The sequence below is a fragment of the Dysgonomonas sp. Marseille-Q5470 genome (assembly GCF_951230145.1).
Taxonomy (GTDB): domain Bacteria; phylum Bacteroidota; class Bacteroidia; order Bacteroidales; family Dysgonomonadaceae; genus Dysgonomonas.
Genome location: NZ_CATNVE010000004.1, coordinates 241,043 through 266,899 on the forward strand (window position 1 = coordinate 241,043; position 25,857 = coordinate 266,899).

The window sequence follows — 25,857 nt, forward strand, 5'->3', positions numbered from 1 at the left end:
GATTAGTTAGTAATGCCTAATTTAGCTTTTACTTTAGGTGAAGCATCTACAGCAGTTGTAGGGCTTGTATAAAGAGTTGCCGCAAAATTAAAGATATAAGTATAGCCATTTTCGTCGCCAACATCTTTGATCGCTTTTCTCAATTTTTCTTGCAATGGAGTGATCAATGCTTGTTGTTCTTTTTCGTATTCTTGTTGGCTTGTTTGCAAGAATGTTTGATATCTGTTTTGCAGATCTTCCAACTGTTTTTGTCTGTCAAGTACGATTGATTCGGTAAGTCCGGTTGTGTCTCCCTTGAAAGCCTCAACTTTATCGTTGTACTCTTTTTCTAAAGCTGTCAGATTTTTTCTTATCGTTTCGCTTTTTGTTGCAAGTTTAGATTCAACTTCTTTTAGTTCCGGCATTTTAGAGAACACCTCTTCTGCATTTATAAATGCCAATTTATCTTGTGCAAATATTGAAACCGGAGCAACAATCAGCAGCAATAAAAATAGTTTTTTTAACATAGTGTATAAGTCTATTTGATTAGTTATTCTTTATTTAGGTGACAAATATAAATAATTATTTTGAATATCCGAGCTTTGCTAAAACTTCATTACTTATATCTATTCGGGGGGAAGCAAAAATAACACTTTCAGCTGATGATCTGTCCATCACTAGCTGATATCCTTTGGCTTCTGATATCTCTTTTATTGCGTTGTAAATGTCGTCCTGTATGGGTTTTACAAGGGCTTCTCTTTTCTTGAAAAGTTCGCCTTCGGGCCCAAAATATTTACGATTCAATTCTTGTAAGCTCTTTTCTTTTTCTACAATTTCGTTTTCTCTTTTAGTCTTTTGCTCTCCCGATAGAAAAACAAGGTCAGACTGATACGACTTGTACATGTTTTTTACTTCCTGCTGCACTTTGTCAACTTCTCCCTGCCATTTTTTAGACATTACGTTTAGTTGTTCCTGAGCAGTTTCGTACGTGCTTATATTTTTTAATATATATTCCATATCTATCAATGCAAACTTCTGAGCATAGCTTCCGGCTGCAATTCCGATAAATAGAGCAAATAGTAATAATAATCTTTTCATAACTGTCAAATTTAATGTATTATATCTATTAGACGCACAGTTAATCTTTTAGTTTAGTAACTTGCTTATAAATAATGTTAAAAGGCTTTTTAGAACTCTTGTCCAATGATAAAGTGGAATTGGCTTCCGCTATTATCACGAGATCCATTGATCGGGTCGAATCCGTATGCCCAGTCTATACCCATTAGTCCGATCATCGGTAACATGATACGTGCTCCAAATCCTGCTGAACGTTTAAGATCGAATGGATTGAATTTATTCAGATCGCTCCAAGCGTTACCTGCTTCAACAAAACCCAGTAGATAGATCGTAGACGATGGTTCGAGGATAAGCGGATATCTCAACTCAAGAGCCAGACGAGAATATGCACTGGCCTGTGTGCCCAACGATCCGTTTTCATATCCACGAAGTCCGATTGTTTCTGTTGCGTATGTGCTCGAATATCCCGACATACCATCACCCCCCATATAGAATGTTTCGAATGGAGATTTCTTATTCTTGTTGAAATAACCCACAAATCCATACTCGGCACGAGTCATCAATACAGGAGTTTTCACCACATCAGATAATGATGTATATGTTCTTGCTTTAAATTTCCATTTGTGATATTCTATCCATGTGAATTTTTCGCTTGGCTCATAATAACCATCGATTTTCTTCATTGACGCATAGTCTTTGCCATCCCACAACGAGAATGGAGGTGTTACCTGTAAGCTAAGAGATAGATCTGTTCCGCGACGTGTGTATATAGGATTGTCGGTAGATCTTCTACTCAATGTAAGATTCAAGCTTAGGTTGTTTGCAATACCATCTTTAACGATGAAGTATGCCCAATCTTTCATGCTATATCTTTGATAAGACAACTCTGTTTGGAATGTAAAATAGTCATCAGGCCATGTCAAACGTTTTCCGTAGCCTACCGATAGTCCGATCATTGTTATCGATTTGTTCGGGTCGGCTGCAAAGCTGTAGTCTCCATAGCCACTACCGTAGCCACTACCATAGCCACCATAATAGCTGCTTAGAGCAGAAGAACCATAACTGTTGTTTATGTAGCGGCTGTTTATATCTGTTTGACGAGAATAGTAAGCACCTACAGATAAAGAGTTCGGACGTTTTCCTCCAAACCAAGGATCGAAGAATGAAACGGAATATGATTGATAATACTTAGCATTTGTTTGAGCACTAAGAGTCAATGTTTGTCCTTCACCCTGAGGGATAATTCCTTTGTATGTACCCGGGTTGAATAAGTTTTTCAAAGAGAAGTTTGTAAACTTCAAACTTAATTTACCTATAATACCTGTTTGTCCCCATCCCGCAGAAAACTCTACCTGGTCGTTTGCTTTAGATACCAAAGGTAAGCCTACATCAACTGTTCCTGAATCTTGATCCGGTTCTATTTTCGGATTATTTAATTGCTCAGGGTCAAAGTGTCCCATTTGAGCTATTTCACGTATCGAACGGATAATGTCATCACGACTGTATAGAGCTCCCGGTTTTATTCTTAATTCGCGGCGTACGATATCTTCATATACTCTATCGTTACCCGATATTGTTACTTTACGGATTTTAGCTACAGGGCCTTCTGTAATACGTATCTCCAGGTCAATAGAGTCATTCTCTATGTTCACCTCTACAGGGTCGGCATTAGAGAATAAGTAACCATGATTTTGATAGAATACATTCATCACAGCTCCTTCGTCTACCGAAAGACGTTCGGTTAGTTTCTTCTGATTGTAAACATCACCCGGTTTCATATTCAACTGTGTTTGCAATTGCCATGTTTGATACACGGTATTACCTACCCATTTGATGTCTTTAATGAAGTATTGTTTACCTTCATCAACTTTTATGTCGATGTTTACCTTGTCAGGTTTGCCTTCTGCATCAGCCGTATATACAGTATCCCAAAGGATTGTAGCATCACGGTAACCCAACTCGTTATATTTGGCTATCAAGTTGTTCTTGTCTTCTTCAAAGCTTTCAGGCACATACTTTGTAGAACGGAGGAAGTTGGCAAGCCAAGACTTAAAGTTGCTTTTATGTCTGGTCTTTTTCATCGCTTTTTCCAGCGTTCTGGTGGCTACCTCTTCATTACCTTCTATGGTGATTCTGTTTACTTTGGTCTTGTTTTTCTTAACGACATCTATGTTAAGAATAACATGATTTTCTTTCGACAAATCAGGTGTCTCAGTCAGAGATATTTCTGCTTTGTTGAATCCTTTTTCGTCAAAGTATTTTTTTATGATTGTTTTGGCTCTGTCCATTTGGTATGGGGTGATTTGCAGATTTTTTACCATACCTACCTTCGCAGCGATATCCTGACGTTCCGACTTCTTCATTCCTGTATACACGATATCAGAAATACGAGGCCTTTCTTTCAGGTTGATTTCGAGCCATATTTTATTACCTTCTATTTTTGTAGCGGCAATTTTCACATCCGAGAATAATCCTTGTCTCCAAAAGCGGCGAACTGCATTTGTTACTTCAGGGCCGGGTACCTCTATTATATCTCCGACTTGTAGCTGAGCAAAACCAAACAATGTGTAATCTTCATACATCGGATTCACTAAACCGGTGAGTTTAAGGTCAGCTATTTCATACTTCTTACTGGAGTTGTATGTAATTAGCGGTAAATCCTGAACATTTGCTTCAAGAGCCTTATTCACATTTTTGATTTCGGTGCTGTCTACCCCTTGTGCTTGTATTCCTGTGGATACAAGGCATAGAATAACAGTCAGAAAGAATAAACCTTTATTTAACATATTTGGTCTAAGAATTATTATCGAATAATATTTTTATTAGTATTAATGCTACTCTTGTTTTGTGAACTTATGGTTTTGTTGATACCTGTTCACTGGTTTTACCAAAACGGCGTTCCCGGTTTTGGAAGTCTACAACGGCCTTGAATAACGATTCTTCGTTAAAGTCGGGCCAAAGCTCATCTGTGAAATAAAGTTCGGAATAGGCTATTTGCCAAAGAAGGAAATTGCTGATGCGCAGCTCGCCTCCGGTTCTTACTAATATATCAGGATCGGGAATTCCTTTCGTAGACAAATACTGTGGAATTAGAGATTCTTCGATGTCTTCCAATTTTATTTTTCCGGCTTTCACATCACTCGCTATTGTCTTCATGGCCTTTGTCAATTCCCACTTCGAAGAATAACTCAGAGCCAGCACAACTGTAGTGCCTGTACATACCGATGTTTCATTCAAGCAGAAATCCAGCGCTTTCTGTGTGTCGGCGGGCAAACGGTCTATATCACCTATCACCTTTACCCGTATATTGTTTTTTATCAGATCAGGGGTTTCGTTGGCTACAGCCTGTATCATCAATGCCATCAGTGCCTTAACCTCTTCTTCGGGTCTCTTCCAGTTTTCGGTAGAGAATGTGTAAAGGGTTATATAGGCTATCTCGGCTTTGGCCGCTGCCTCAATTGTTCTGCGTACAGCAACAATGCCTTCTTTGTGCCCAAAAGAGCGATCCAGATTTTGACTTTTCGCCCAACGCCCGTTGCCATCCATGATTATGGCTACATGTTTGGGTATTCTAGTTTTATCTATTTGGTCAAAATATGACATTTATATTTTATTTTAAATTAATCAGAATTTAAGCAAGGACACACTCTACGTCCGAAATCCCATGTTATAGTAAACATTGTAAGGGAATACCAATCGTTGTTTTTGAATATGCTACCTTTTATCCCATAAGGGCTATCGAGGTCAAATTTACTGTTTTTCTCGGTCACGTCAAATGAGTCGCTGAATAATTTCCTGAAAGAGAATTCAAATCCTATATTCAAGCGATCTTTCATTTTGTATTTCAGCCCGATGCCTATAGGTATATTTGCATCTAAGAATTTCTTCTCTCCCGAAGCAAAAGTTATTCCTACACCTGTAAACACGTATGGTGTTATCCGTTTGGTGCCAAGGTAACTGAACTTATCACTATAATTAAATAAATTGAACTCAATCTGGCTTCCTAATTCGTAAAACATCCTGCTGAAGGATGCTTGCTGATCATGCGGAAATTTATTTCCCATGTTTTTGGTGTCGCCCGATACTTTGCCTATTACAAAGTTGTTTTTTACAGACCATCTTAAGTCCTTATTATATCTGAAAATAACGCCGGCCGATAATCCCGGGTTCTGATATAATTTTGTCTTATTGGCATCTCCCATATAGAAAGATGTGCCTGCCATTCCGCCAATCTCATACTTGTAGTCGTCTTGTGCGTTGAGTGTGATAGACGAGAAGAGAGAGGCTGAAATAAGTATAAAAATTAAAAGTATCTCTTTTCTCATTATAAATTTATTATTCAATATCTATCTTTATCTAACGCAAAAGTAAGACAATAAGTATATCGACTGCCAGTTTTTAATCTGGGGGAACTTACGGATTAAGACGATTTAAGCGACCTCTCCAAATCTCTTTGACTGGTGTAGATCCTGTTTTTGGTATTCCGCCGAATATCCAAATATAGTTCTCACTATCTACTATTACCGATTGCCCCGAGGCTTTAGGTATACTTGTACTTAAACTTTCTTTGGATGGAGCTAAAATCCATTTAACGCCCATGCTGTCACTTTTATATAGTATATTTCCGGTTAGTGCAAACAAGTAGGTGTCGTATGAGAAACAACTGATACCGTCATTCGCACCGAATAGTAAGTTCACTTGGTTTGAACCTAGCTCCAGAAGATTGTCATCTCCGACACGTAAAGACCATGTGAGGTTCGATTGCTGATTGTTGAATCCTCTACCTCCTGTGATGGTTAGCACATTGCTGCTCAGATTTGCCCTGTTGACAAAAGTAACCGGAGAGAAATCTGAAACCGGAAAGCTTTGGCTTATTTCGTTCGAGAATGGATTGCTGCTTAAGTTCTTCACAAGAACCAACGTTTGCATGTCTGCCGTTTTAGCGAAGTAGTATTTACCGCCTTGCTCCGTAGCTACTAAGAGTGAATCTTTTGCTGCGCTGGCTCCCGGTAATATGCCATAAATAGCTTTTACTTCGTTGTTCTTGGCTGTCCAATTGATGCCGTCGTTAGAACTGTATGATTGATTGTTCTTGTCTACAACATAGAACGTATTGTTGAATAGTGTTATACTTTCTATTACAATATTTGCAGCCGAAGGTCCTGTTGTTATTGGATTTTTAGACCATGCAAGAGCTCCTTTTGATGCTTTATATACAGCTAGATTACCGTCTGCAATAGTAAATGTATAGAAATCGTTATCTTTCAATACTGTTTTTTGTTGTATTCCAACTGCATCTGGTAATGTGGCTACCTTGTGCCATATAATTGTATCGGGGTCTATCTTGTGTATTCGTATATCGATTGTATATTCTCTGCTGTCGAGACCATTTGCTGCATATACCTTGATTTTAGGATTTAATGCATAGTTGATAGAATCTGTACCGTTCCATTCTGCAATAGAATCGGGATATACAAGCTGAAGCTTACCGATACCGTAAGACGAATATGTGAGCGTTGTGGCAAATTTCTTTATTTTTGTTTTGTATGGCAATGAGTCTATGTTGTAAATGAGATTTCGACTCTGATCGATTGAAAATTTGGTGCTTGCCATTATAGGATAGTTGACAGAGTCGATAGAAGATACCGCTATGGCTGACAACTTGAACGAATAAATCTGAGCATCGGCAGAACCGCCTTCAGTTGTAGTAGTCGTATTATTATCATTACAAGAACTTAATGCAATGAGTGAAAAAGTTACGAAAAGTAGTAGGTAAGAAAATTTCTTCAACTTCATTATTTTAATCAGTTTTATTCAATATCAATGTGCAAAAATAGAAAGAATTTCGGCTTATGCGTCAACAAATCTAATATTTATATAATTTTATGGTTAGGCTAAACGTATATGAATGTGTTTAGAAGCCCCCCAATTTATCTCATTTAAGATATGCCCCGCAATGATGGGAGCTCGTACTCCATTGTTGAATGTAATGCCCGAAATTTCTATGAAGGCTTCATCCCACAATCGTTTATCTATAATACTTTGAAGCAATTCTTGTCCTCCCTCAACGAGTACCGAAATGATTTTCCGCTTTTTGAGTGTCGTGAATATATTCTCCAACAGGTTTTCGTCGAATGGAATTTGGATGAAAGTAACTTTCTCCAGCTTCGGAAAAGACTCCTTTTCGGTGAATACAATCGTTTCTACTTTTCCATCAAAAATCGTATAATCGAGCGGTATGCGTCCTTGCCTGTCGAGTATGACACGTACGGGGTTTTTTCCATACCAATGTCGTGTCGTAAGCGACGGATTGTCTTTTATTGCCGTATTTGTACCTATCATAATTGCAGGAACAACTGCTCTTTTCTTATGTACAAGCATTTTCGAAAATTCATTCGATATCGGCGTTGGCTGAGGAATGTCTTTCTCGTCTCTGGCTTTGTCTATAAAACCATCCTGAGTCTGTGCCCACTTGAGGTATATATATGGTCTGCCTTTTGTTTGTATGGTAAAGAACTCTTTGTTTAGCTCCCATGCTTCCCGCTCTAATATTCCTACATCAACCTTTATGCCGGCATCTTGCAGCATCTTTATTCCTCGTCCCGAAACAGCAGGGTAGGGGTCGAGGCATGCGATTACTACATGGGGAATCTGGTTGTCGATGATCAGTTGTGCACATGGAGGTGTTTTACCTTGGTGTGCACATGGTTCGAGTGATACATAGATGGTAGACTCTTTGAGTAATGATTTGTCTTTCACGCTGGCGATGGCGTTCACTTCGGCATGGGCTTTGCCATACTCACGGTGGAAGCCTTCTCCTATTATTTTATCGTTGTGAACTACCACAGCACCCACCATCGGATTGGGACTTACAAATCCTTTTCCATTGAGTGCCAGTTGCAGGCAACGATACATATATTTTTCGTCAACAGTCATTCTTTTGAGTTTCTACAACAGAGAAACGCAATTATTACGAGGTTATTTTACTGTAAAGATTTTTTTATAAAATATTATTTGGCTGCGATTACTTCTATCTCCACCAATGCTCCTTTTGGCAGGTCTTTGACAGCAAAAGCCGAACGTGCGGGGAAGGTTCCCGAAAACTGTGTAGCATACACCTCGTTCATTGCCCCAAAGTGAGCTATGTCGTTTAGCAATACGGTAGTTTTTACGATATTGTCGGTTGTAAGACCTGCTTCGGCAAGGATTGCTTTAATGTTTTTGAAACATTGTTCGGTTTGTTCCTTAGCGCCACCTTCGGGAAAATCACCCGTTGCCGGATCGATAGGAAGTTGTCCCGAAAGAAATACTATCCCATTTACTTCTATAGCCTGACTGTATGGCCCTATTGCCGCAGGTGCATTATTCGTTGAAATTATTTTTTTCATTGTACGCTGAGTTTGAATGATGAAAATTATTTTATGCCCTTCTGGCGTATCACTTCATAAATCAGTACTCCGGCGGCAACAGATACATTGAGTGAGCCTATTGTGCCGAATTGAGGTATTTTTACAAGGTTGTCTGCTATTCGCAAATTGTCGTTCGATACTCCCGTGTCTTCTGCACCCATCACAAAAGCTATAGGGCCTGAGTAGTCTACAGATGTATAGTCATCAGCACCACGCTCGGTGGCAGCAACTACTTTTATTCCGCTATTTTTCAGGAACTGAATTGCATTAGTAAGGCTTTGCTCCTTGCATACAGGAATTTTGAGCAATGCTCCTGCTGATGTTTTTATGGCATCGGCATTTACGGTTACACTACCCTTTGCCGGTATAACGATTGCGTCTACACCCGCTACTTCACACGTACGTGCAATAGCTCCGAAGTTGCGCACATCGGTTATTCCATCCAGTACCAGAATGAAAGGGTCTTTCCCCTGCTCGTACAAGAAAGGAATGATGTCTTCGATATGCTCGTATGTGATAGCCGAAAGGAAGGCAATTACCCCCTGGTGGTTTTTGCGTGTAAAACGGTCGAGGCGTTCGTTGGGTACACGTTGCACCGCAATGTCTCGTGATTTTAGCAAAGCAAACAATTCTTTCGAAAGGTCTCCTTGAAGTTCGCGTTTTACAATTACTTTATCTATTTCTTTTCCGGCTTCTATGGCTTCTATTATAGCACGTATGCCGAAAATCATTTCTTTCTCTTTCATTCTGTTATGTTTAGGGTCGCAGACCTATTTGTTATTTTTGTATGTGTGGCAACTACTGTTCGTTGATAATGTTATACTGAATTTTTAGGGTTGTCTACCTCTCGTCTTTACAATGCTAATTTACTTTTTTTGTATCCATATCCAAAATATATGATCAATCCGATTGCAAGCCATATAAGGAACATTACCCAGTTAGACCATCCCAACTCTGTCATCAGATATAAATTGGTAAGGATTCCCAATACGGGTAGCAACGAAAACTTATACCTGAATGCCGCAACAGACAATCCCAACCATATAGCCCAAAAGACTATCAGTAAGGGTTTGCTGACAATAACTTCTGTATAATCGGTTTTACCAATAAACAAAGATACTCCAACTATGAATAATATAAAAATGATATATTGCCCATTTATGTAGGGAACCTTAAATTTAGCCTTTTTACTTTCTCCTTTATGGTCGAGAAACAGTACTCCCGAACACACAAGGATAAATGCAAAGAATGTACCTACGCTGGTAAGATCGACTACAAATTGCATGTCGAGAAACAATGAAGGTATACAGACTACAATCCCTGTAATAATAGTGGAGAAGGACGGAGTCTTATATTTGGGATGAATTTTCGAGAACTTAGGCCATAGCAATCCGTCGCGGCTCATTGTCATCCATATACGGGGTTGCCCGATCTGGAAGACAAGTATTGCGCTTGTGATAGCAATTATCGCTGTAAAAGATATTACCCCTGCCACAAAATCCATATTTACCAATTGGAATACGTATGCTAAAGGGTCGTCTACACCCAAGTTTTTATAGTTTACCATTCCCGTGAGTACAAGTGCTATTGCAACATACAATATGGTACATATCCCCAAGCAGTAGAGCATTGCACGAGGCATGTCCCGTTGTGGATTTTTGCTTTCTTCGGCTGTGGTAGATATCGAATCGAAGCCGATGAAGGCAAAGAAGACAGCAGCCACCCCCCCAAGAACCCCTTGTATGCCATTTGGTGCAAAAGGAGACCAGTTTTCGGGTTTTACAAAAAATGCTCCGATAAGGATTACCGCAAGTATTATTCCTATTTTTAGATATACCAATAAATTATTGAGCGTTTTAGATTCCTTTATCCCCAAGAAGACAAGAAAAGTAAGTGCGGTAACTACGAGTCCCGCAGGCAGGTTGATCAATATTTTTGAGCCGAAAAGTTCGGGGGCATTCTGGTATATTTGGTCAGCCTTTAGTATGTGTGCAGGCAGGTCTGTACCTCCATGCAGTACTGCATTATGGGCTTTGTATGCTGTGGCGTATCCTATGGCGAGCCAGTCGGGCCACTGTATGCCAAACCCTTGCAGCAGGGTGGTGAAATATTCAGACCACGAAATTGCTATCACCATATTTGATACGGCATATTCGAGTATCAGTGCCCAGCCTATTGTCCATGCAAATATTTCGCCTAACGACACATAAGTGTATGTGTACGCACTTCCACTCACTGATATCATAGATGCAAACTGAGCATAACACAACGCTGTGAAGATACAGGCTATGGCAACAAAAACAAAAAGGAGCGACACTGCCGGTCCTCCATGAAAAGCTGCACGCCCTATCGTGCTGAAAATACCTGCGCCCACAATGGCAGCAATACCGAAAAGCGTCAGGTCTCTCACACCGAGTACTCTTTTCATTCCCGAGCCGATAGAATCGCCTTCACCGGAGATACTATCGATGCTCTTTTTTCTTATAAAAGAATTTAAATTCATCTATGTAAATATTCTTTTTCTATATTATAAAGAATTTGCAGATATAACAGGAAGCTTAGTATATATCCCTAATTATAATTTTGATTTTTATAAATTGATTGTATAAATGTCATACACTGTAGCTCTCGCTCCAAAGCCTTCTTTTTGTTCTATGAGCCCCTCGTTGAGATACAGTCCACTGTCTTCGGTGGAAACCCCATAGTCGAAGTATTTCTTGTCGGGATATGCTTCACTTATTATATGGTCTACCAGTAAATCTGTGGCTCCCTTTTTCTTTCCCTCGTCTGATGCTGCAATGTATTGGATATGTGCAACTGTTTTGGTTTCGAAAATAAGGCAGCCTGCAACTATATCTTTATCCGCATTTTTTACCGTAAAGAGATGTATGTTTTTCGGGAATTTCTTTTTCAATAAAAGAATTTCTTCCAAAGAATGCACCGGCTGTTTGTTGTATCGTGTTTGCAGATTGTGTTCCAAGATTTTCCAAAAACCTTCCCAGTTGTCAGATTTCTTTACTTTCAGATCACTTTTCTCTGCTTTTTTTATTCCTCGTTTTCGGAGTTCAGAATATTTTATTTTTTCGCAGATGAGTATCGACGATGATATATTTCGTTCTGTAAGCTCCGCTTTGTTGCGAAAGAGGGCATACAGGTCTTCTTCTGCGGGTTGCTGATGATAGATATGAGGAATAGCTTTGTAAACAATCTTCTTTATCCCTTGCCTGCGAAATGTGACGGTCAGGTATTCAAATGCAGATAATATATTTTTTGCTTTTGTATCCTTACTCATTATCATACCGCCGTATGTCAATCCCTTGTGAGAATAAAACACTTTGTTTTCGAGATGTCCGGGCAGAAGGGCGATCAGTTTCCCTTTTTCGAAAAAGAGTAGAGAATAATCTTTAAAGCGGTTGCCGTGATATTCTATAAAATCCCGATATAAAAGAAATGTGCCATTTTTCGAATTGCGAACAAAATTATCCCATTCGAGCTTGAAGTCGGACGTGTATATCTTAATTTCCATCCTGACGGTATTTGATGAAATCTGAATAAGAATGAATGTAATTCATAGGATCATACTCGTCGGATGCTAATGTCATACATCTTGCATTCGGCGAATACTCTGTCTCTACCGCCCATATACCCGGAGGAATATGAAGCCCGTAGGAAGAGCTATCAAGGGTAACTGTTTTTTTATTTATACCGTCATTCAACTCTACTTTGAAATTGCCATCTATGGCGATCAGTATTTCGTGACAAAGCTTATGGGCATGCATCCCTCTTCTTTCTCCTGCTGGGATATCATAGATATAGAAAACACGCTTTACGGCAAAGGGGATATAGTTTGCTATGTTTTTATTCTCCTCCAGAGGGATAAGAGCACAATCTGATACTGTATATTTTTTTGACGAAGAAGCCTTTTTAGTCGAAGTTTTAGATTTCTTATCAGATGATATAATCAAACCTATTGCATTTTCCGATATGTATTTTATCTCGCCTTTGTCTTGAGTATAAAATGCTTGGTGAGGTTTGTCGAGTGTATATCTTTTATTGTGAACGGATATTTCTACAACGCCTTGCAAAGCAATCAATATCTGTTCGTTCTTTTCTAAGTCTTGCTTTTGCGTAATCAGCGAAACACAAGAGATATCGAACGGTATATGCTGCCCTATTTCGGCAAAGGTAAGCTTACCCCGATGGTCTGTGATGGTTGGTAATTCGATAAAACAGCCTCTCTCCATATCCATTATCTTAGCCAAGGTTCAGGATTCATCTTGTTTGTACCTTGCCAGAGTTGGAAGTGCATTTGAGAGTAGCCCGTGTCGGGATCGGTATATACTTTACCCAACGACTGACCTGTTTTTACGGTATCACCTTGTTTCACATATATGCTCTGTATATTGCCATAGAAAGTGTAATAGTTTCCATGACGGACAATGATACAGGTGTTATATCCCGGAATTGCGGCTACATAGGTTACTTCACCATTAAATACGGATTTGGCATCGGCTCCCGCCTGAGATCGGATGTCTATACCTCCGCTTGAGGTGGTTACATTCCATTTGCTGTGCTGGTGTGTACCAAAACGTGTGGTAATGGTTGCGTTTCCAGATATAGGGTAGGGAAGTCTACCCTTATTTGCCGCAAAGTTGTTCGACAATGTTATATTTTCGGGAGTAGAAGTGGCAACAGGAGTACGTGTTGTTGTTCTGCTATCACTCGATCTAGTCCGAGTCTTATTCTTATTATTCGTTGTCGCATTATTATTTTTCGCCGCTTCTGCACGCGCTTTTTCTTCAGCTATTCGTTTTGCTTCACGTTCCTGACGGGCTACCTCTTCGGCGATGAGCTTCGCTATCTGTCTGTCGAGGGCTTCGGCTTGATTTCTCTTCTGAGTCAGTATTTTTTGGAGGTCTTTCTGTTTGCTTTGTGCTTCGCTAACCTCTTGCTGATAATTTGTTTCTTCTTTCTTTAGCTTGTCTTGTTCCGAAGAGCGAAGGTTGATTAGCGTCACCTTTTCGGTCTTTACTTTCTTCAACGCTTCTTTTCTTTCTTTGAGCGTTTCGCTCTTTTCTTTAATCTCGTCAGCCTGCTGGCTTCTCCACTCCGAGTATTCTCTCAGATAACGCATTCTTCGGTACGACTCGGTGAGTGATTTGCCCGATAGGATAAACAGCAATTTGTTTTCTCCTTGCCTGTTGCGCTGCATGGCATCGATGGCTTTAGCGTAATTGGCTTGCTTTACTTTCAGTTCGGCTTCGAGGATTACAATTTCCTTCCCTATCTGTACTTCTTCAGCAGAGATACCGCTCACCTCCTGTTCGAGAAGTCCTAATACTTTTTGGCGCGAAAATATTTGGTTAGAGATCAGCTTTATTCTGTCTAGCAGGTTTGTTGTCGTTTTCTTGGTTTCACGCAGTAGCTTGTCTGTGTTTGAAATCTCACGCAGGGCATCTTTCCTTTGCTGCTCCAGTTCTTTTATTTTGGCTGTTTGAGCAAAAGAAGAAATACTAATGACGAGTGTGAGTAAGAGAAGTGTTTTTCTCATTTCAATTTTATGTAAGCTCCTATAATATCCGAAAATCCAACTTTTTTGTATTTAGAAGGAATCGATGTATCTACACTAAAGTCTTTATCTATATCCAGATTGTCGTATGAAATATTGATGTTGGCTTGTTTTTTTGCAAAGCTAACCTTTGCTTCCATATTTGTCGGATATACATGGTTGTTGTCTTTGATAAAGTTGCTGTAATCCCATTGGATGGAAACATTCTTTTTCTCCTGACTGATAAGGGTAGATATAATTCTGTCGGACGCATCAACCTCGAAGTTATACAACAAATCGCTTTTACCTTTTGTTTGCATCAGGTACGTATCGTTTGTTGAGGTAACTTTAAATTTTCCGAAGTCTTTATTTCCGATCTCTTTATATCCGGGAATAAATAACCTGTTGGTAAACAGTGCCTGAAGGTTGTAGTAATTGAAGTCGAAGCCTGCAACTACTTTCGAGTCTTTGTATCGTTCCGCCATGTATTGTTTTTTTAGGCGGTCTATTATAACTATACTGTCGGGCGTGAAGTTGATGCGCATAGCCTCTCCTCCTATAAACGGTATTCGTACCGAAGCCTGAAGTATACTATCTTTTATTATTTTAAATACCGCAGGAACTTTTTGTGACGATTTGCCCGATTTGAACTCGATGCTGCCCTTTGTGGTCAGCGTTTTATAATCGAGCTCCGATTTCAGAGCGTCGGCAATCACTTCATTGTTGTTCTTCTCGGCCAATGTGCCCCCTGTAGTCAGTGTTTTTTTTGATCCGCAACTGCTGATTGCAAAAGGTATTGCCAGAGTGACAAGTGCTATAAGTATATATCTGTTGGATAGTTTCATTTTTCGACAAAGTAAGTTTTTGTTTCAATTTTTTTGTCCAGCGTTTTCGATTTGCTGTCACCTTTCTCTTTTGCCTTTATCCAGTATTCCAGTGCTTTTTCGGTCTCTCCGGTTTTGTATAGTACATCGCCGTAATGCTCGAGTACTTCACTGCTGATTTCTGTCTTTTTTTCTTCGCTATACTTTATGGCGTTTTCGATATATATTTTTGCCATCGTGTAAGCTCCTTGTTCAAATAATACCCATCCGTAGGTATCCAGATAAGTAGGGTTTGTTGGTTCTGCTTTTACCGTAACGCTACTCATTCTCTCTGCCTTGTCCAAGTTTTTTCTCGCTACGGAAAGGAAATAGCTATAATTGTTGAGCACACCCATGTTGTTAGGATTATACTCTATCGCTTTGTCGTAGGTAAGGAATGCACTGTCGAGCTTGTTGAGGTGGTAATACAAGTCACCTATTTGCCCGTAGAAGTCGGATAGAAGAGATACGTTTTCTTCGTCTACATATACCACTCCTTTTTGCAGTGTTTCCAGTGCAGTGTTATAATCATCTTTCATATACTCCGAAATACCCAAGTAGAAGTAAAACTGAGGTTGTTCGGGGTTGTATGATATGGCTTGTTTACAAACTCTGATTGTCATGTCCAGACTGTCTGGAAATGCTGTGCTCAGCAGTTGTTCCCATCCTACCGGGTTGGTGGGGTTGGCTTCTGCAAATACCTGATATTGGAATCGTGCTTCTTCTTTTTTGTTTTGCATCATCAGGAGATTGCCATACATGAGGTTCAGTTTCGGCTCTTGCGGATGTTGTACCATCAACGAGTCGAATAGCTGATTAGCTACCTTTGTGTCTTGTCTGTTTTGCTGCAAAGTGCCTACATACTGAGCCAGAATAGCCAACTTGGTGTCGATTTCCATCTTGCGGCTCATAAGGGCTGTGTGAAGTTCTTCTTCGGCTGCCTCTTTGTTGTTTGTTCTTTCGTAATATTCAGCAAGTGACGATATCAGATAAGGATCTTCGGGGTCGATGGATTTTGCTTTGCTGTAGACCATGTACGCCTCATTATTTTTCCCCGCTTGTAAGTATAAGTTGGCAAGCAATATCTGATATTTTATTTCGTACGGATATTTGTCTATATACTTTTGTATTTCTGCAAAAGCCTTGCTCTCTTGTTTTATCGCTGTATACAGTTGGTACTTATGCAGGCTGATCTTTTCGTTCAGTCCTACTATTTGCTCCAGCTTGTCGAGGGTCGATATCGCCTTGTGTATGTTTCCATCCTGGCGATAAGCTTCCGACAGATATACATATAAGTCCGAGTTGTCGGGGTTGGATACAAGAAGCTTTTCGAACTGTTCTATAGCGTCGCTATATTGCTTAAACTCTAAGCAAAGGCTTGCATAGGCCATGTTGTAATAGAAGTTGCTTCCGTCGTAACTTGTAGCCTTACGGTAAAAATCCAACGCCTTATTTTTATTATCCAGCGAATTGTAATAGTTACCCAATTCGTAATATACATTGGCATTCGTAGAGTCGATAGCCAAGCAGTATCCCAAAAGGTCGAATGCCGAGTCAAATTTACTTGTCGCTTTGGCATTCATAGCCTCGTGAAAGTAATAGTCAAACTTGCGCTTGTCATCTTCCGACAGTTTAGCCATCGGCAGGTCTTGAACTTGAGATACGACACTGTTTTTGACAGTCTTCTTCTGTGCCGATAGATCGGAGAATGCTGAGACAACAAATAAGAAGAGAAGGACGCTGTATATAGTTCTTTTCATATAAGAATATAGTTCTTTTTTATTTTTTTCCTGTGTGCCCAAATCCTCCGTCGCCACGCTCAGTCTCACTGATCGAGTCCACTTCTTCCCATACTACTTGCGCATGCTGGGCTATAACCATCTGGCAAATTCGTTCACCATTGTTTATAACAAAGTTGTCGTTGGATAAGTTGACTAAGATAACGCGGATTTCGCCCCGATAGTCGGCATCTATTGTTCCCGGAGAGTTCAGTACGGTCAATCCGTGTTTAGCTGCCAATCCGCTGCGAGGGCGTATTTGCGCTTCGTAGCCCTGTGGTAGCTCCAGATAGAGACCTGTAGGAACCATCGTTCTTTCGAGGGGTTTTAGTGTAATCGGATTTTCTATATTAGCCCTGAGGTCTACTCCTGCTGAATAAGGGGTGGCATACTCGGGAAGGGGATGTTGCGATTTATTTATGATTTTTACTTTCATTGCAATGATTTGTAATACCTTATTATATAGTGTGCGAAATTAGTTAAATCTTTGCAATCTACTTCGCTAATTGATAAAAATTAAGAATTAAAGAAGTTGTTTAAAGTTTTTAGATAAAGCTTTTGATAGATAAAGCTTTTTTGAGTTTTGGATATTTGTTTACAATCGGTATCTTTGCACCCTAACAAAATATATAGAAAATGGCAACAGCATACCATAATTTATCATCGTACGATCCGGCTACAGTGTCCAGTGGAGCAGAAATGACAGTCGGTATCGTGGTATCGGAATGGAACGAGAATATAACAAAGCCTTTGCTTGACGGAGCGTATAGCACATTGAAGAAGCATGGGGTGAAAGAAGAAAATATTCTGATCGACTTTGTTCCGGGAAGTTTTGAACTTGTTTTTGGCGCAAAACATCTGGCAGAAAATAAGCCGGTGGATGCCGTTATCGTTATCGGATGCGTAGTAAGAGGAGATACTCCACATTTTGACTATGTATGCAGTGGCGTAACTCAAGGTATCGCAGATATGAATATTCGCTATGATATTCCATTCATATTCGGACTTTTAACTACCGACGACATGCAGCAGGCTATAGACCGTGCCGGAGGCAAGCATGGTAACAAAGGGGATGAATGCGCAATAACTGCGATAAAAATGATAGATTTTTACCGCAGAAATTTGGAGGAATAAATAAAAGTATTACCTTTGTATCCGCAAAGCAAAAAGGGCAGTTACCAAAGCGGCCAACTGGGGCTGACTGTAACTCAGCTGACTTACGTCTTCGGAGGTTCGAATCCTTCACTGCCCACTTTTTGAGATGCAAATTATACATTGCGGAAGTAGCTCAGTTGATAGAGCATTAGCCTTCCAAGCTGAGGGTCGCGGGTTTGAGCCCCGTCTTCCGCTCTGATAACAGAAAAGCAATTACAGAAATGTAGTTGCTTTTTTTGTCCTAAAAAATACTGCTTTTAGGTGTAAAGTTAGCAGAGTATTGTAAGAACGTTAACACAACCACGATTATGGGTATTGAGATTGTACATGAATTTTACAAAAAGCAGATCGCTTACTACAGAAGTGTGAATAAAGTTGTCAATGTTTCTGTCTACAGAAATTCTTCCAATATATCAAATTCAGTATTTAAATAAGGGGGGGTATGTCTTCTGTTTGAAGATGTGACTTTTTGTGTGAAATTGCAAGCAAAATAAAGAATTATAAGGAAGCGTATAGCCAACTATTTGTTCATTAGTGAATATTGATATGATAATTTAACAAATTCGTTTTTTATCGAAACTATTGATTTGAAATATTTTGAAGGGTCGCGCATTTCGTCTAAATTTGTGTTAATTCTAATCTGTCAGCGGATTGTATTGGGATTATATAGATTTTAAACGAGAAGTGTTAAGGTATTATCCCATATTCGGAAAATCGCCAAATTTTAATCGCATAGGGGTAGTAGCAATTGGCTCTCACGTTCATTTGGTTTATACGTTTTTTAGTATGAATTATATATGAGCGTGGGGTTAGTTGTCTATCTATGCGATGGGTGTTTGGCGATACCTCTGAATGTGATAGTACGGCTGATTCCCACGCTTCCATATATATTTATCCAGTCTTTCGAGGGGAACAGAAAGGCGTAAATAAAATAAAAATGGACATTAAAAATGAATTCTACAATTGTTTACAAGAGAGAGGTTTATTTCCTGAGTGTCATGTTGATCGCTTTATCACTTTTATTTATAACGGAAATACATTTAGTATTCGTCCGCTTCATAATGTTGTTGGAGCCGATATCGAGAATGTAGTTTGTATACCTTTAGAGACTGAAATGTTCAGCCTGATCCTTTATAACCTGCACAGCTACGAACTACCCGAAGACAAGAGAGGGGAGATGCTTAATATTGCAGCAAATATTAATTTGAAATATAAAGGTATTAAAACAATTCTGGGTATCGATGACGATTGTCATGTTGAAATTCATCTGCAATTATTGAATAGTTTTTCGCGAGAATTGAAGAATAATTTGGAGAAAATTCTTGATAACATGATATTGGCGAATAATGAAATTTCCGGATTGTTAGAATCATAATAATATAATCCCAAGAGGGTTTGTTATATCTTATAAGAATCAAAACAAACTGAAAGGATAAATTCTTGTTTGTTATTTTTCTTACTATATTTTTAAAACTTTTACATTTAAACCTTTTCTTCGTATTTTTGTCTTAATAACAAGGATACATCATAAAAATACATGCTATGAAAAGGATACTACTGAATAAATTCTTCCTGTTTATTTTATTCTGTACGGTTGCTCTATGTTCTTGTGGAGTGTGGAGTTTAGACTCGAAAGTAAAACAACTCAGATTGGGTATGTCCAAGCAAGAGGTTGTGAATGTGTTGGGTACGAGCTATACACACCTTGAGGCTATTGCGGTTCCCGAGGGTGACTTGGAGACAATTGCATACTCCGACAACTTGTATGGAAATAGCTATACAATTCGTTTTCTGAATGATAAATTAGTAGAATGGTTTGCTGGTACTCCCAATAGGACTCCTGTGCCTGTTGTTGTGCCTGTACCTCATTCCGGGCATAATTAATTGTATGCGATGCGGACTTAGCTTCAATAGCTAAGTGTTAAGGACATATCAAAAGCGATTACATTTTTGGTTTGCAATCGCTTTTGTTGTATTTATTATTCGTAGAAGAAACTGACGCTTGTTTTTATACCTTCACTTGTATAAGAATAGTGGTAGAGGTTGTATGTGATGTTATATTGGTTTTTATAATTAATTGTTTCTTTGAGTTGTCCGTCTTTGGTGTATGTAGTTACAGAGGTAATCTGCTGAGGATTTGCCTTGGCTGGTGATACTGTAAACAGAGATAACCATTGTTGCTTGAAACTGTCTTTAAATGCACCGTTTCTGTTTTCGAAAGTCATTGTTTCGAAATCTCCGTTTGCGTGCGTATACTTTATTATATTCCCCTGTTTGTCATATTCAAATTTTTCGGTATCTCCATTACTTTTTGTATACTCGGTTACTTTACCCCAATCATTCAATTTTATTTTAGATACTCCATTTGTTGCTTTATCAGTGAGGTTAACCGTCTTATTGTCGGGATAGGTAACACTTAGATCGGATATAACACTTATTACTTCCGGCTCGTTTTCTTCAGTAATTAGTATCTCGCTTACTTTTCCCTTGTCGTAGATGAATTTGGTTATAAGTCGTGGTGCTGAATGCCCGGTGGCATACTCTTGTATTTCTCTTGCCCAGTTGTATGAAAAATAATAGCGGGTTGATTCTTTATCCACTGTTTCTATCATTGTAGTTACTGCAACTGGGGTGGCTCTTGAAATAGCATCATATAGTGTAACCACATACTCAACCTTGCTGCCGTCTTCTGCTGTAACAGTATATTTTACGGGATTCGTAAAGTCAACTTCTGTTCCCGAAGCAGGATATATTGTCGCACCTTCCGATACTGTTACTGTAGGCGTTATTTTAGTCCAATCTGTATCCACAGGAACTTCTGTGTCTACCGTGTTTTTTTGCCAATCTATGTCGCCTGAGTTCTGACCGATCTTGAAAACAAGGATATATTTATCTGATGATTTTGCCGTGGTTATAGTCACAAGATACTCTTGCTGAGAGCCATCCTCTGCCGTTACTGTGTATTTTACAGGATTGGTGAAATCCAGTTCCATATCTGAATTCGGGCTGACGGATGATTTGGGCGATACTTTAATCGTTGGCTTTATCTTTTTTAAGTCACTTCCCTTCGGCAGTGCTAGTCTTACAGTTTTATTTGTTTGGTCTATTGTAGCCTCTATAGCATTTACACTAAAAGCTCGGATCTCTTTAATGTTACTTTGGGTATCGTCATCGCAGGCTGTAGCTGTTACAATCAATAATATCAGATACAAGATTTTTTTTAGTCCCATGATTAGAAAATTTAAATTTTAGAAGTATTAGGCTCTGCTAATTTCTATATGCTTAATTCTCAATTAGCGGTTAGGTTGTCGGGTACTTTTGTGTATCTGACATGAACAATGGTTATGCAAATTTAAAGCTTTAAGGTTGTTTAGCGAACTATTTGTGTGTTTATTTTTATTGTAATTTTCGAATTTGATAAAGCATAATCGTACAAAGTGTCCGAAATCGAACACTGATTTATTGATTATTTATTTGTTTATTAGGTATTTATGTTTTTGGCAGGACGTTTGATTATATCCTTTGAAATAAATATATCGACCGATGATTAAGTAATAATGTATGAGGATAAATATAAGCAACTCTATTTTGTTGTTCGTTTTACAGAGCAGTAATAAAATAAAAAGCATTGAGTATGTATAAGCAGTATTTTAAACAAGCAATCGCCGGGCTGAGGGAAAATCCTCTAGTAGGCTTTTTTACTATTTTGGGTACTGTTTTAGCTGTAGCCACAATGATGATTTTGGTCTTGACTTATCAGATAAAAACGGCTTCTTTTTCACCGGTTTCGGAACGAGATAGAATGCTTTATATAGACGTAATAGAAGGTCTTAATAAAGATAATGTAGGGTATAGTGGAGGCGGAATGGGATATAATATCGTGCAGCAGTGTTTTTATAAAATGACAACTCCGGAGCTAGTGACAGCTGTTACCTCTAGTGTGACACAAAAGCAAGCCTCGGTTCAGGGCAATAAAAAGATCAGGGAATGTGATGTAAGAGGAACGGATGTAAACTTTTGGAAAGTATTCGATTTCCATTTTATAAACGGAACCTCTTATACAGAGTCGATGTTTGCTTCGGCTATGCCGGTAGCCGTGATAAGCGATAAAATGGCACGAGAATTTTTCGGAACAACGGATGTTGCCGGTAAAACCATACAATTAGACTATGTCGATTATAAAGTCTTAGGAGTTGTAGCTTCTGTAAGTGATGCCGTAAGTGAAGCCTATGGTGAAATCTGGACTCCTTATTCGCTGAATGATGAGGTGATGAAGGCTGACTTTACCGAAGGGATAGGTGGTGAGTTTCACGTATTTATATTAGCTAAATATAAGAGTGATTTTGATGCCATACGTCAAGAAGCCCAAAGTAGGGTGGCTACTTTTAATTCGGGGCAGAAAGAATTCAAAGCCAATATATGGAAACAACCCATTACGAGTATTCAGCGCATGTTTTACTATGTGCAGGGCGACCATCTGGATGGCAATTTCTCGGGAATGCTCTCGCTTGCTGCTTTATTTCTTTTCTTGCCTATATTTAATCTCTTGGGTATTATGTTTTCTCAAATAAAAAAGCGAAGCCCCGAGATTGGCTTGAGAAAGGCTTTTGGTGCAACATCTACAAAGATTATCGGGCAACTTATTATAGAGAATTTTGCAATCACCTTTATCGGAAGTGTTATCGGGGTGGGGGTGTCTATCTTATTCTTATATATGGCAAAAGATAGTTTGTTGGGGTATCCCGATGTTAACGTGCATTGGTCTATGATTCTGAAACCTACTCTTTTTGTTGCCGCCATATTAGTTTGTCTGCTCATTAATATCCTGTCTACCATCTTGCCTGCATGGAGAATAGCCAAAGCAGAAATCGTAGAGTCATTAAATACTGAGAATTAAAAAACAATTAACGATGATAAAGAATCTTTTTAAACAAATATGGATAGAGCGTCGGCATAATGGTTGGCTGATATTGGAGTTGATTGTTGTGTTTCTTTTTCTGCTGCTTATGTCCGACTTTTTGTATGTCAGGGCTAAAAACTATCTGGAACCTAAAGGCTTTGATATAGATAATACTTATGTGCTGAAACTAAAAGCACTATCCCCTATTGCCCCTAATTATGTTGCGCCCGAGCAGATTACACAAACCCCAACGGAATCATTACTCAGCTTGCTGGATAGGATAAAATTATATCCCGATGTAGAAGCTGTGGCAATATCTTTTCATTCGGCGCCTTACTCGATGGGAGGTGTGTGGGCCTCGTTGAAAGTGGATTCTGTTATCACAAAAGCTATTCGCAATAGGTATGTCACTCCTTCTTACTTTGATGTATTTCGTATCCGTACAGCTGATGGTAAGCCTATTCGGGTTCAAGAAAGCGGGCAGAATCAAATTATTCTGACACAGGATATTGCAGAGCAGCTCTATGGGAGCGCAGATGCTGCCATAGGAAGGGATGTTTTTTTTCCCGAAGAGGGAGGTCGAGGAACGAATCCCAACCGGGTTATAGCTGTTAGTAGCATAATGAAGCGTCAGGAATTTTTCCCATACGAGGGAGCTTTCTTTGAGATTATAACAAATTCAAGGCTCGAAGATTGGAGCAAAGACAATGATGTAACCAGAGTTGATATTTCTATTCGTGTTAAGTTGGGGAGTGCACAGCATTTTCAGGATAATTTTCAGAATGAGATGGGCGACCGTCTGCGAGAAAATAATCTTTATGTAGCGTCTGTTACACCTTCTTCTAAGTTTAGAGAAGATGTTGTAGGAAAAGAAATCAGGGAGTCTATCCTGCCTATGGTTTATGTCGTCGTTTTTGTGCTTATTACTGTGTTTCTGGGTGTATTCGGTACATTCTGGTTGCGAACATATCAGCGTCGAAGTGAGATTGGTATCCGTATGGTGGTAGGAGCAGATAAGGGAAAAGTACGTCTCCATATGATATTGGAGGGGTTGTGCCTGATGTCTTTGTCTATCGTTCCCGCATTTATTGTGTATATAAATATGCTTATCGGTGATGTTTTAGACGTTTGGCGAGTTCCTGTTTCTGTCGAGCGTATATTGATTGCGTTGGTAGTTGCACTGATGGTGATGATATTAATTATTGTAGCGGGGATATTGTGGCCCGCCAATCGGGCAGCTTCTATACAGCCTGTTGAGGCTTTGAGAGCTGACTAGGTATTGGAATTTAGATTGCATTGATCATAAAAATAGTCGCAAAAGAGAATGTATTCATTTAAAATGACAAAGTAAGTAATACTATTCTTCCTTTTGCGACTCTTTATTTTATATCCTAATACTTGAAGCTGCTTCCTCCAAGAAACTCCCTCAATAAAGATGTAGGAGGTAATTCTTTGTCGTTGATGTAGTTGAAGTATCTCAGGAACTTAAGTAGCCGATGGGCTTCCGCATATTCGGGTGCGCTGTTGGGTACTTGCATCAATACAGGTTCGGCATGGCGGCGCAGTGCTGCCAGTTCGTACATCATAGCCGAATTGAACATTACATCAGCATTTTCCTGGTATGGGAAAATCCATTTATCCTCACCTCTGCGTACGCTCTGCCAACGCGAAATAGTGTCGATTGCCGAATAGCTTCGGTATTTATAGTCGCGGATTAGTCTGCGTAGTAGTCGGTTGTCTGCCGTTGGTATCCAGTTGTGGTTGTCTAACGAAATGGTAGTGAGGGCAGATACATATATCTTATATTTCTGGTTGTCAGGTATATCTCTTGTCAGTTCGGGGTTAAGTCCGTGAATGCCTTCGATCACAAGGATTGAGTTTTCTTCAAGCAGGAGTTTGTCTCCTTTATACTCTCGTTTTCCCGTTGTGAAGTTGAATGTCGGTAAATCTATTTCCTCCCCTTTCAGTAATTTCTGAAGGTCTTCATTAAACTTAGCTATATCTAACGCATATAGCGATTCGAAGTCATAATCTCCATCTTCGTCCAAAGGGGTTAATTCCCTATCTACAAAATAATTGTCGAGCGATAGTCCTACCGGTTTTAAGAGATTTACCATCAGCTGTACTTCCAGTCGCATTCGGAATGTTGTTTTTCCCGACGATGAAGGGCCGGATATAAGTGCTACCTTGACACCCTCTTTTGCCCGTGCTGCTATTTCGGTAGCAATATTTGCTATCTTCTTCTCCTGATAGGCTTCCGATACCTTTATGATATTAGGCATTGTACCCATCTTATTCGCTTTGTTCATATCGCCCACATTGTCGAGCCCAATGATATTCAGAAACTTGAGATGCTCTTTGTAAACATTGTACATTTTATCTTGCGAAATGACAGGTTCAAGTTCAATCGGGTTGCTTCGGTTTGGTACACGTAGCAACAAGCCATCATTGTAGAGCTCTAGCCCGAACAGGTGAATATATTTTGTAGAAGGTACGAGACATCCGTAAAAATAGTCGACCGATCCGTTGAGCCTATAATATTTGGAGTACAATTCTCCCGAACTTTCGAGAAGCAAGGCTTTGTCTTCAAACCCTCTGTTTCGGAACATTTTTACTACCTTATCGGTTTCTTCCTCAACGGCTTCGAAGCGCATATCGGCTTCGATATATTGTTGCATTTTTGTCTTTATGGCCACTATTGCTTTTTCGTCGATCGTACCCCGGTCACTGATTTTGCAAAAGTAACCCAGCGATATGGGATGCTCGATATAAAGCTGAGCTTCGGGGAAAGTTTCGGAAACAGCTTTTGCCAGCAGAAAGCAAAGCGAGCGTACATAAGCCCGCATGCCCGATGGGCTTGTTAGGTCTACAAAGGTTACCGTTTTGTTGTGATACACGCAATAGTCGAGAGGCTCGGTTTTATTATTGACTTTTGCGTTTACGATGGTAGATTCTGACTTGACGTCAAAGCCTTCCAGTATTTTTATAAGATTGCTTCCTGCAGGAAAGTCCTGATATGTATTTGTGTTTGTACAAAAAATCGTTACTTTTTTCTCCATAATCTGAATGTAAGTTATAAACATATCGAAGGATGTTCTTCGTTATAAAAAACATCCTCCAGATTATAAAGTTAAGTAAAAATATTTAT

At 39.3% G+C, this 25,857-nt stretch carries 23 protein-coding genes and 2 tRNA genes; 7 read left to right on the forward strand and 18 right to left on the reverse strand.

The window, feature by feature from the left end; genetic code table 11:
- Window positions 1–2: 2 nt before the first annotated feature.
- From QOX35_RS09500 to dut, 16 genes are all read right to left on the reverse strand, one after another.
- Window positions 3–506 carry an OmpH/Skp family outer membrane protein gene (locus tag QOX35_RS09500; RefSeq protein ID WP_006843850.1) on the reverse strand — a complete coding sequence of 168 codons (504 nt, stop codon included), beginning with the start codon at window positions 504–506 and terminating at the stop codon, window positions 3–5.
- Between the two features lie 55 nt (window positions 507–561).
- Window positions 562–1,077 (reverse strand): OmpH/Skp family outer membrane protein, encoded by a 516-nt coding sequence (locus tag QOX35_RS09505; RefSeq protein ID WP_006843849.1) that lies wholly within the window; start codon window positions 1,075–1,077, stop codon window positions 562–564.
- Window positions 1,078–1,166: 89 nt separating this feature from the next.
- Window positions 1,167–3,842: a BamA/OMP85 family outer membrane protein gene (locus tag QOX35_RS09510; RefSeq protein ID WP_283686700.1), complete on the reverse strand. Its 2,676-nt coding sequence runs from the start codon at window positions 3,840–3,842 to the stop codon at window positions 1,167–1,169.
- A 67-nt stretch (window positions 3,843–3,909) separates the two neighbouring features.
- Window positions 3,910–4,659: an undecaprenyl pyrophosphate synthase gene (uppS, locus tag QOX35_RS09515; RefSeq protein WP_252638393.1), complete on the reverse strand. Its 750-nt coding sequence runs from the start codon at window positions 4,657–4,659 to the stop codon at window positions 3,910–3,912.
- A 17-nt stretch (window positions 4,660–4,676) separates the two neighbouring features.
- Window positions 4,677–5,381 carry a type IX secretion system protein PorG gene (gene porG, locus QOX35_RS09520; protein ID WP_135104580.1) on the reverse strand — a complete coding sequence of 235 codons (705 nt, stop codon included), beginning with the start codon at window positions 5,379–5,381 and terminating at the stop codon, window positions 4,677–4,679.
- 88 nt (window positions 5,382–5,469) lie between these two features.
- Window positions 5,470–6,852, reverse strand: a complete 1,383-nt coding sequence (locus QOX35_RS09525) for a DUF6242 domain-containing protein (protein WP_283686701.1) — start codon at window positions 6,850–6,852, stop codon at window positions 5,470–5,472.
- A 93-nt stretch (window positions 6,853–6,945) separates the two neighbouring features.
- Window positions 6,946–7,992 carry a bifunctional diaminohydroxyphosphoribosylaminopyrimidine deaminase/5-amino-6-(5-phosphoribosylamino)uracil reductase RibD gene (ribD, locus tag QOX35_RS09530; RefSeq protein ID WP_283686702.1) on the reverse strand — a complete coding sequence of 349 codons (1,047 nt, stop codon included), beginning with the start codon at window positions 7,990–7,992 and terminating at the stop codon, window positions 6,946–6,948.
- A 74-nt stretch (window positions 7,993–8,066) separates the two neighbouring features.
- On the reverse strand, window positions 8,067–8,444 hold the full coding sequence (locus QOX35_RS09535) for a RidA family protein (protein WP_283686703.1): 378 nt from the start codon (window positions 8,442–8,444) through the stop codon (window positions 8,067–8,069).
- Between the two features lie 26 nt (window positions 8,445–8,470).
- Complete coding sequence (rlmB, locus tag QOX35_RS09540) at window positions 8,471–9,211, reverse strand: 23S rRNA (guanosine(2251)-2'-O)-methyltransferase RlmB (protein ID WP_135104584.1); 741 nt, start codon at window positions 9,209–9,211, stop codon at window positions 8,471–8,473.
- A gap of 107 nt (window positions 9,212–9,318) precedes the next feature.
- Entirely contained in the window at window positions 9,319–10,968 is a 1,650-nt protein-coding gene (locus QOX35_RS09545) for an amino acid permease (RefSeq protein ID WP_283686704.1), read from the reverse strand.
- A gap of 87 nt (window positions 10,969–11,055) precedes the next feature.
- Window positions 11,056–11,991: a GNAT family N-acetyltransferase gene (locus tag QOX35_RS09550; protein WP_283686705.1), complete on the reverse strand. Its 936-nt coding sequence runs from the start codon at window positions 11,989–11,991 to the stop codon at window positions 11,056–11,058.
- Entirely contained in the window at window positions 11,981–12,715 is a 735-nt protein-coding gene (locus QOX35_RS09555; protein WP_283686706.1) for a sugar 3,4-ketoisomerase, read from the reverse strand. Before QOX35_RS09555 ends, QOX35_RS09550 begins: the two co-directional genes overlap by 11 nt.
- Window positions 12,715–14,016, reverse strand: a complete 1,302-nt coding sequence (locus tag QOX35_RS09560; protein WP_283686707.1) for a murein hydrolase activator EnvC family protein — start codon at window positions 14,014–14,016, stop codon at window positions 12,715–12,717. The genes QOX35_RS09555 and QOX35_RS09560 overlap by 1 nt, the downstream gene beginning before the upstream one ends.
- A complete protein-coding gene (gene lolB1, locus QOX35_RS09565) occupies window positions 14,013–14,858 on the reverse strand; it encodes a lipoprotein insertase outer membrane protein LolB1 (RefSeq protein WP_283686708.1) in 846 nt (281 codons plus the stop codon). The genes QOX35_RS09560 and lolB1 overlap by 4 nt, the downstream gene beginning before the upstream one ends.
- On the reverse strand, window positions 14,855–16,636 hold the full coding sequence (locus QOX35_RS09570) for a tetratricopeptide repeat protein (RefSeq protein WP_283686709.1): 1,782 nt from the start codon (window positions 16,634–16,636) through the stop codon (window positions 14,855–14,857). The genes lolB1 and QOX35_RS09570 overlap by 4 nt, the downstream gene beginning before the upstream one ends.
- A 19-nt stretch (window positions 16,637–16,655) precedes the next feature.
- A complete protein-coding gene (dut, locus tag QOX35_RS09575) occupies window positions 16,656–17,090 on the reverse strand; it encodes a dUTP diphosphatase (protein ID WP_006843835.1) in 435 nt (144 codons plus the stop codon).
- A gap of 200 nt (window positions 17,091–17,290) precedes the next feature.
- On the opposite strand from dut, the gene ribH reads away from it, so the two are divergent.
- From ribH to QOX35_RS09600, 5 genes are all read left to right on the forward strand, one after another.
- Window positions 17,291–17,788, forward strand: coding sequence for a 6,7-dimethyl-8-ribityllumazine synthase (gene ribH, locus QOX35_RS09580; RefSeq protein ID WP_283686710.1), 498 nt, complete (start codon window positions 17,291–17,293; stop codon window positions 17,786–17,788).
- 35 nt (window positions 17,789–17,823) lie between these two features.
- Window positions 17,824–17,906 (forward strand) — tRNA-Tyr (locus QOX35_RS09585).
- A gap of 25 nt (window positions 17,907–17,931) precedes the next feature.
- Window positions 17,932–18,004: transfer RNA gene (locus QOX35_RS09590), tRNA-Gly, on the forward strand.
- A gap of 742 nt (window positions 18,005–18,746) precedes the next feature.
- Window positions 18,747–19,184: a hypothetical protein gene (locus QOX35_RS09595; protein ID WP_135104593.1), complete on the forward strand. Its 438-nt coding sequence runs from the start codon at window positions 18,747–18,749 to the stop codon at window positions 19,182–19,184.
- A gap of 167 nt (window positions 19,185–19,351) precedes the next feature.
- A complete protein-coding gene (locus QOX35_RS09600) occupies window positions 19,352–19,693 on the forward strand; it encodes a hypothetical protein (protein WP_283686711.1) in 342 nt (113 codons plus the stop codon).
- Window positions 19,694–19,788: 95 nt separating this feature from the next.
- Here the strand turns inward: QOX35_RS09600 and QOX35_RS09605 are convergent, their stop codons facing one another.
- Window positions 19,789–21,039, reverse strand: coding sequence for an SGBP N-terminal domain-containing protein (locus tag QOX35_RS09605; protein ID WP_283686712.1), 1,251 nt, complete (start codon window positions 21,037–21,039; stop codon window positions 19,789–19,791).
- Between the two features lie 404 nt (window positions 21,040–21,443).
- Here QOX35_RS09605 and QOX35_RS09610 point away from each other — a divergent pair, with 404 nt between their 5' ends.
- Together QOX35_RS09610 and QOX35_RS09615 are read left to right on the forward strand one after the other, a co-directional pair.
- The gene (locus tag QOX35_RS09610) at window positions 21,444–22,706 is read left to right on the forward strand and encodes an ABC transporter permease (protein ID WP_283686713.1); all 1,263 of its coding nucleotides are present in this window, start codon (window positions 21,444–21,446) and stop codon (window positions 22,704–22,706) included.
- 13 nt (window positions 22,707–22,719) lie between these two features.
- On the forward strand, window positions 22,720–23,985 hold the full coding sequence (locus QOX35_RS09615) for an ABC transporter permease (RefSeq protein ID WP_283686714.1): 1,266 nt from the start codon (window positions 22,720–22,722) through the stop codon (window positions 23,983–23,985).
- 115 nt (window positions 23,986–24,100) lie between these two features.
- Here QOX35_RS09615 and QOX35_RS09620 read toward each other — a convergent pair whose 3' ends face one another.
- Complete coding sequence (locus QOX35_RS09620; protein WP_252638379.1) at window positions 24,101–25,768, reverse strand: nucleoside kinase; 1,668 nt, start codon at window positions 25,766–25,768, stop codon at window positions 24,101–24,103.
- Window positions 25,769–25,857: the final 89 nt, after the last annotated feature.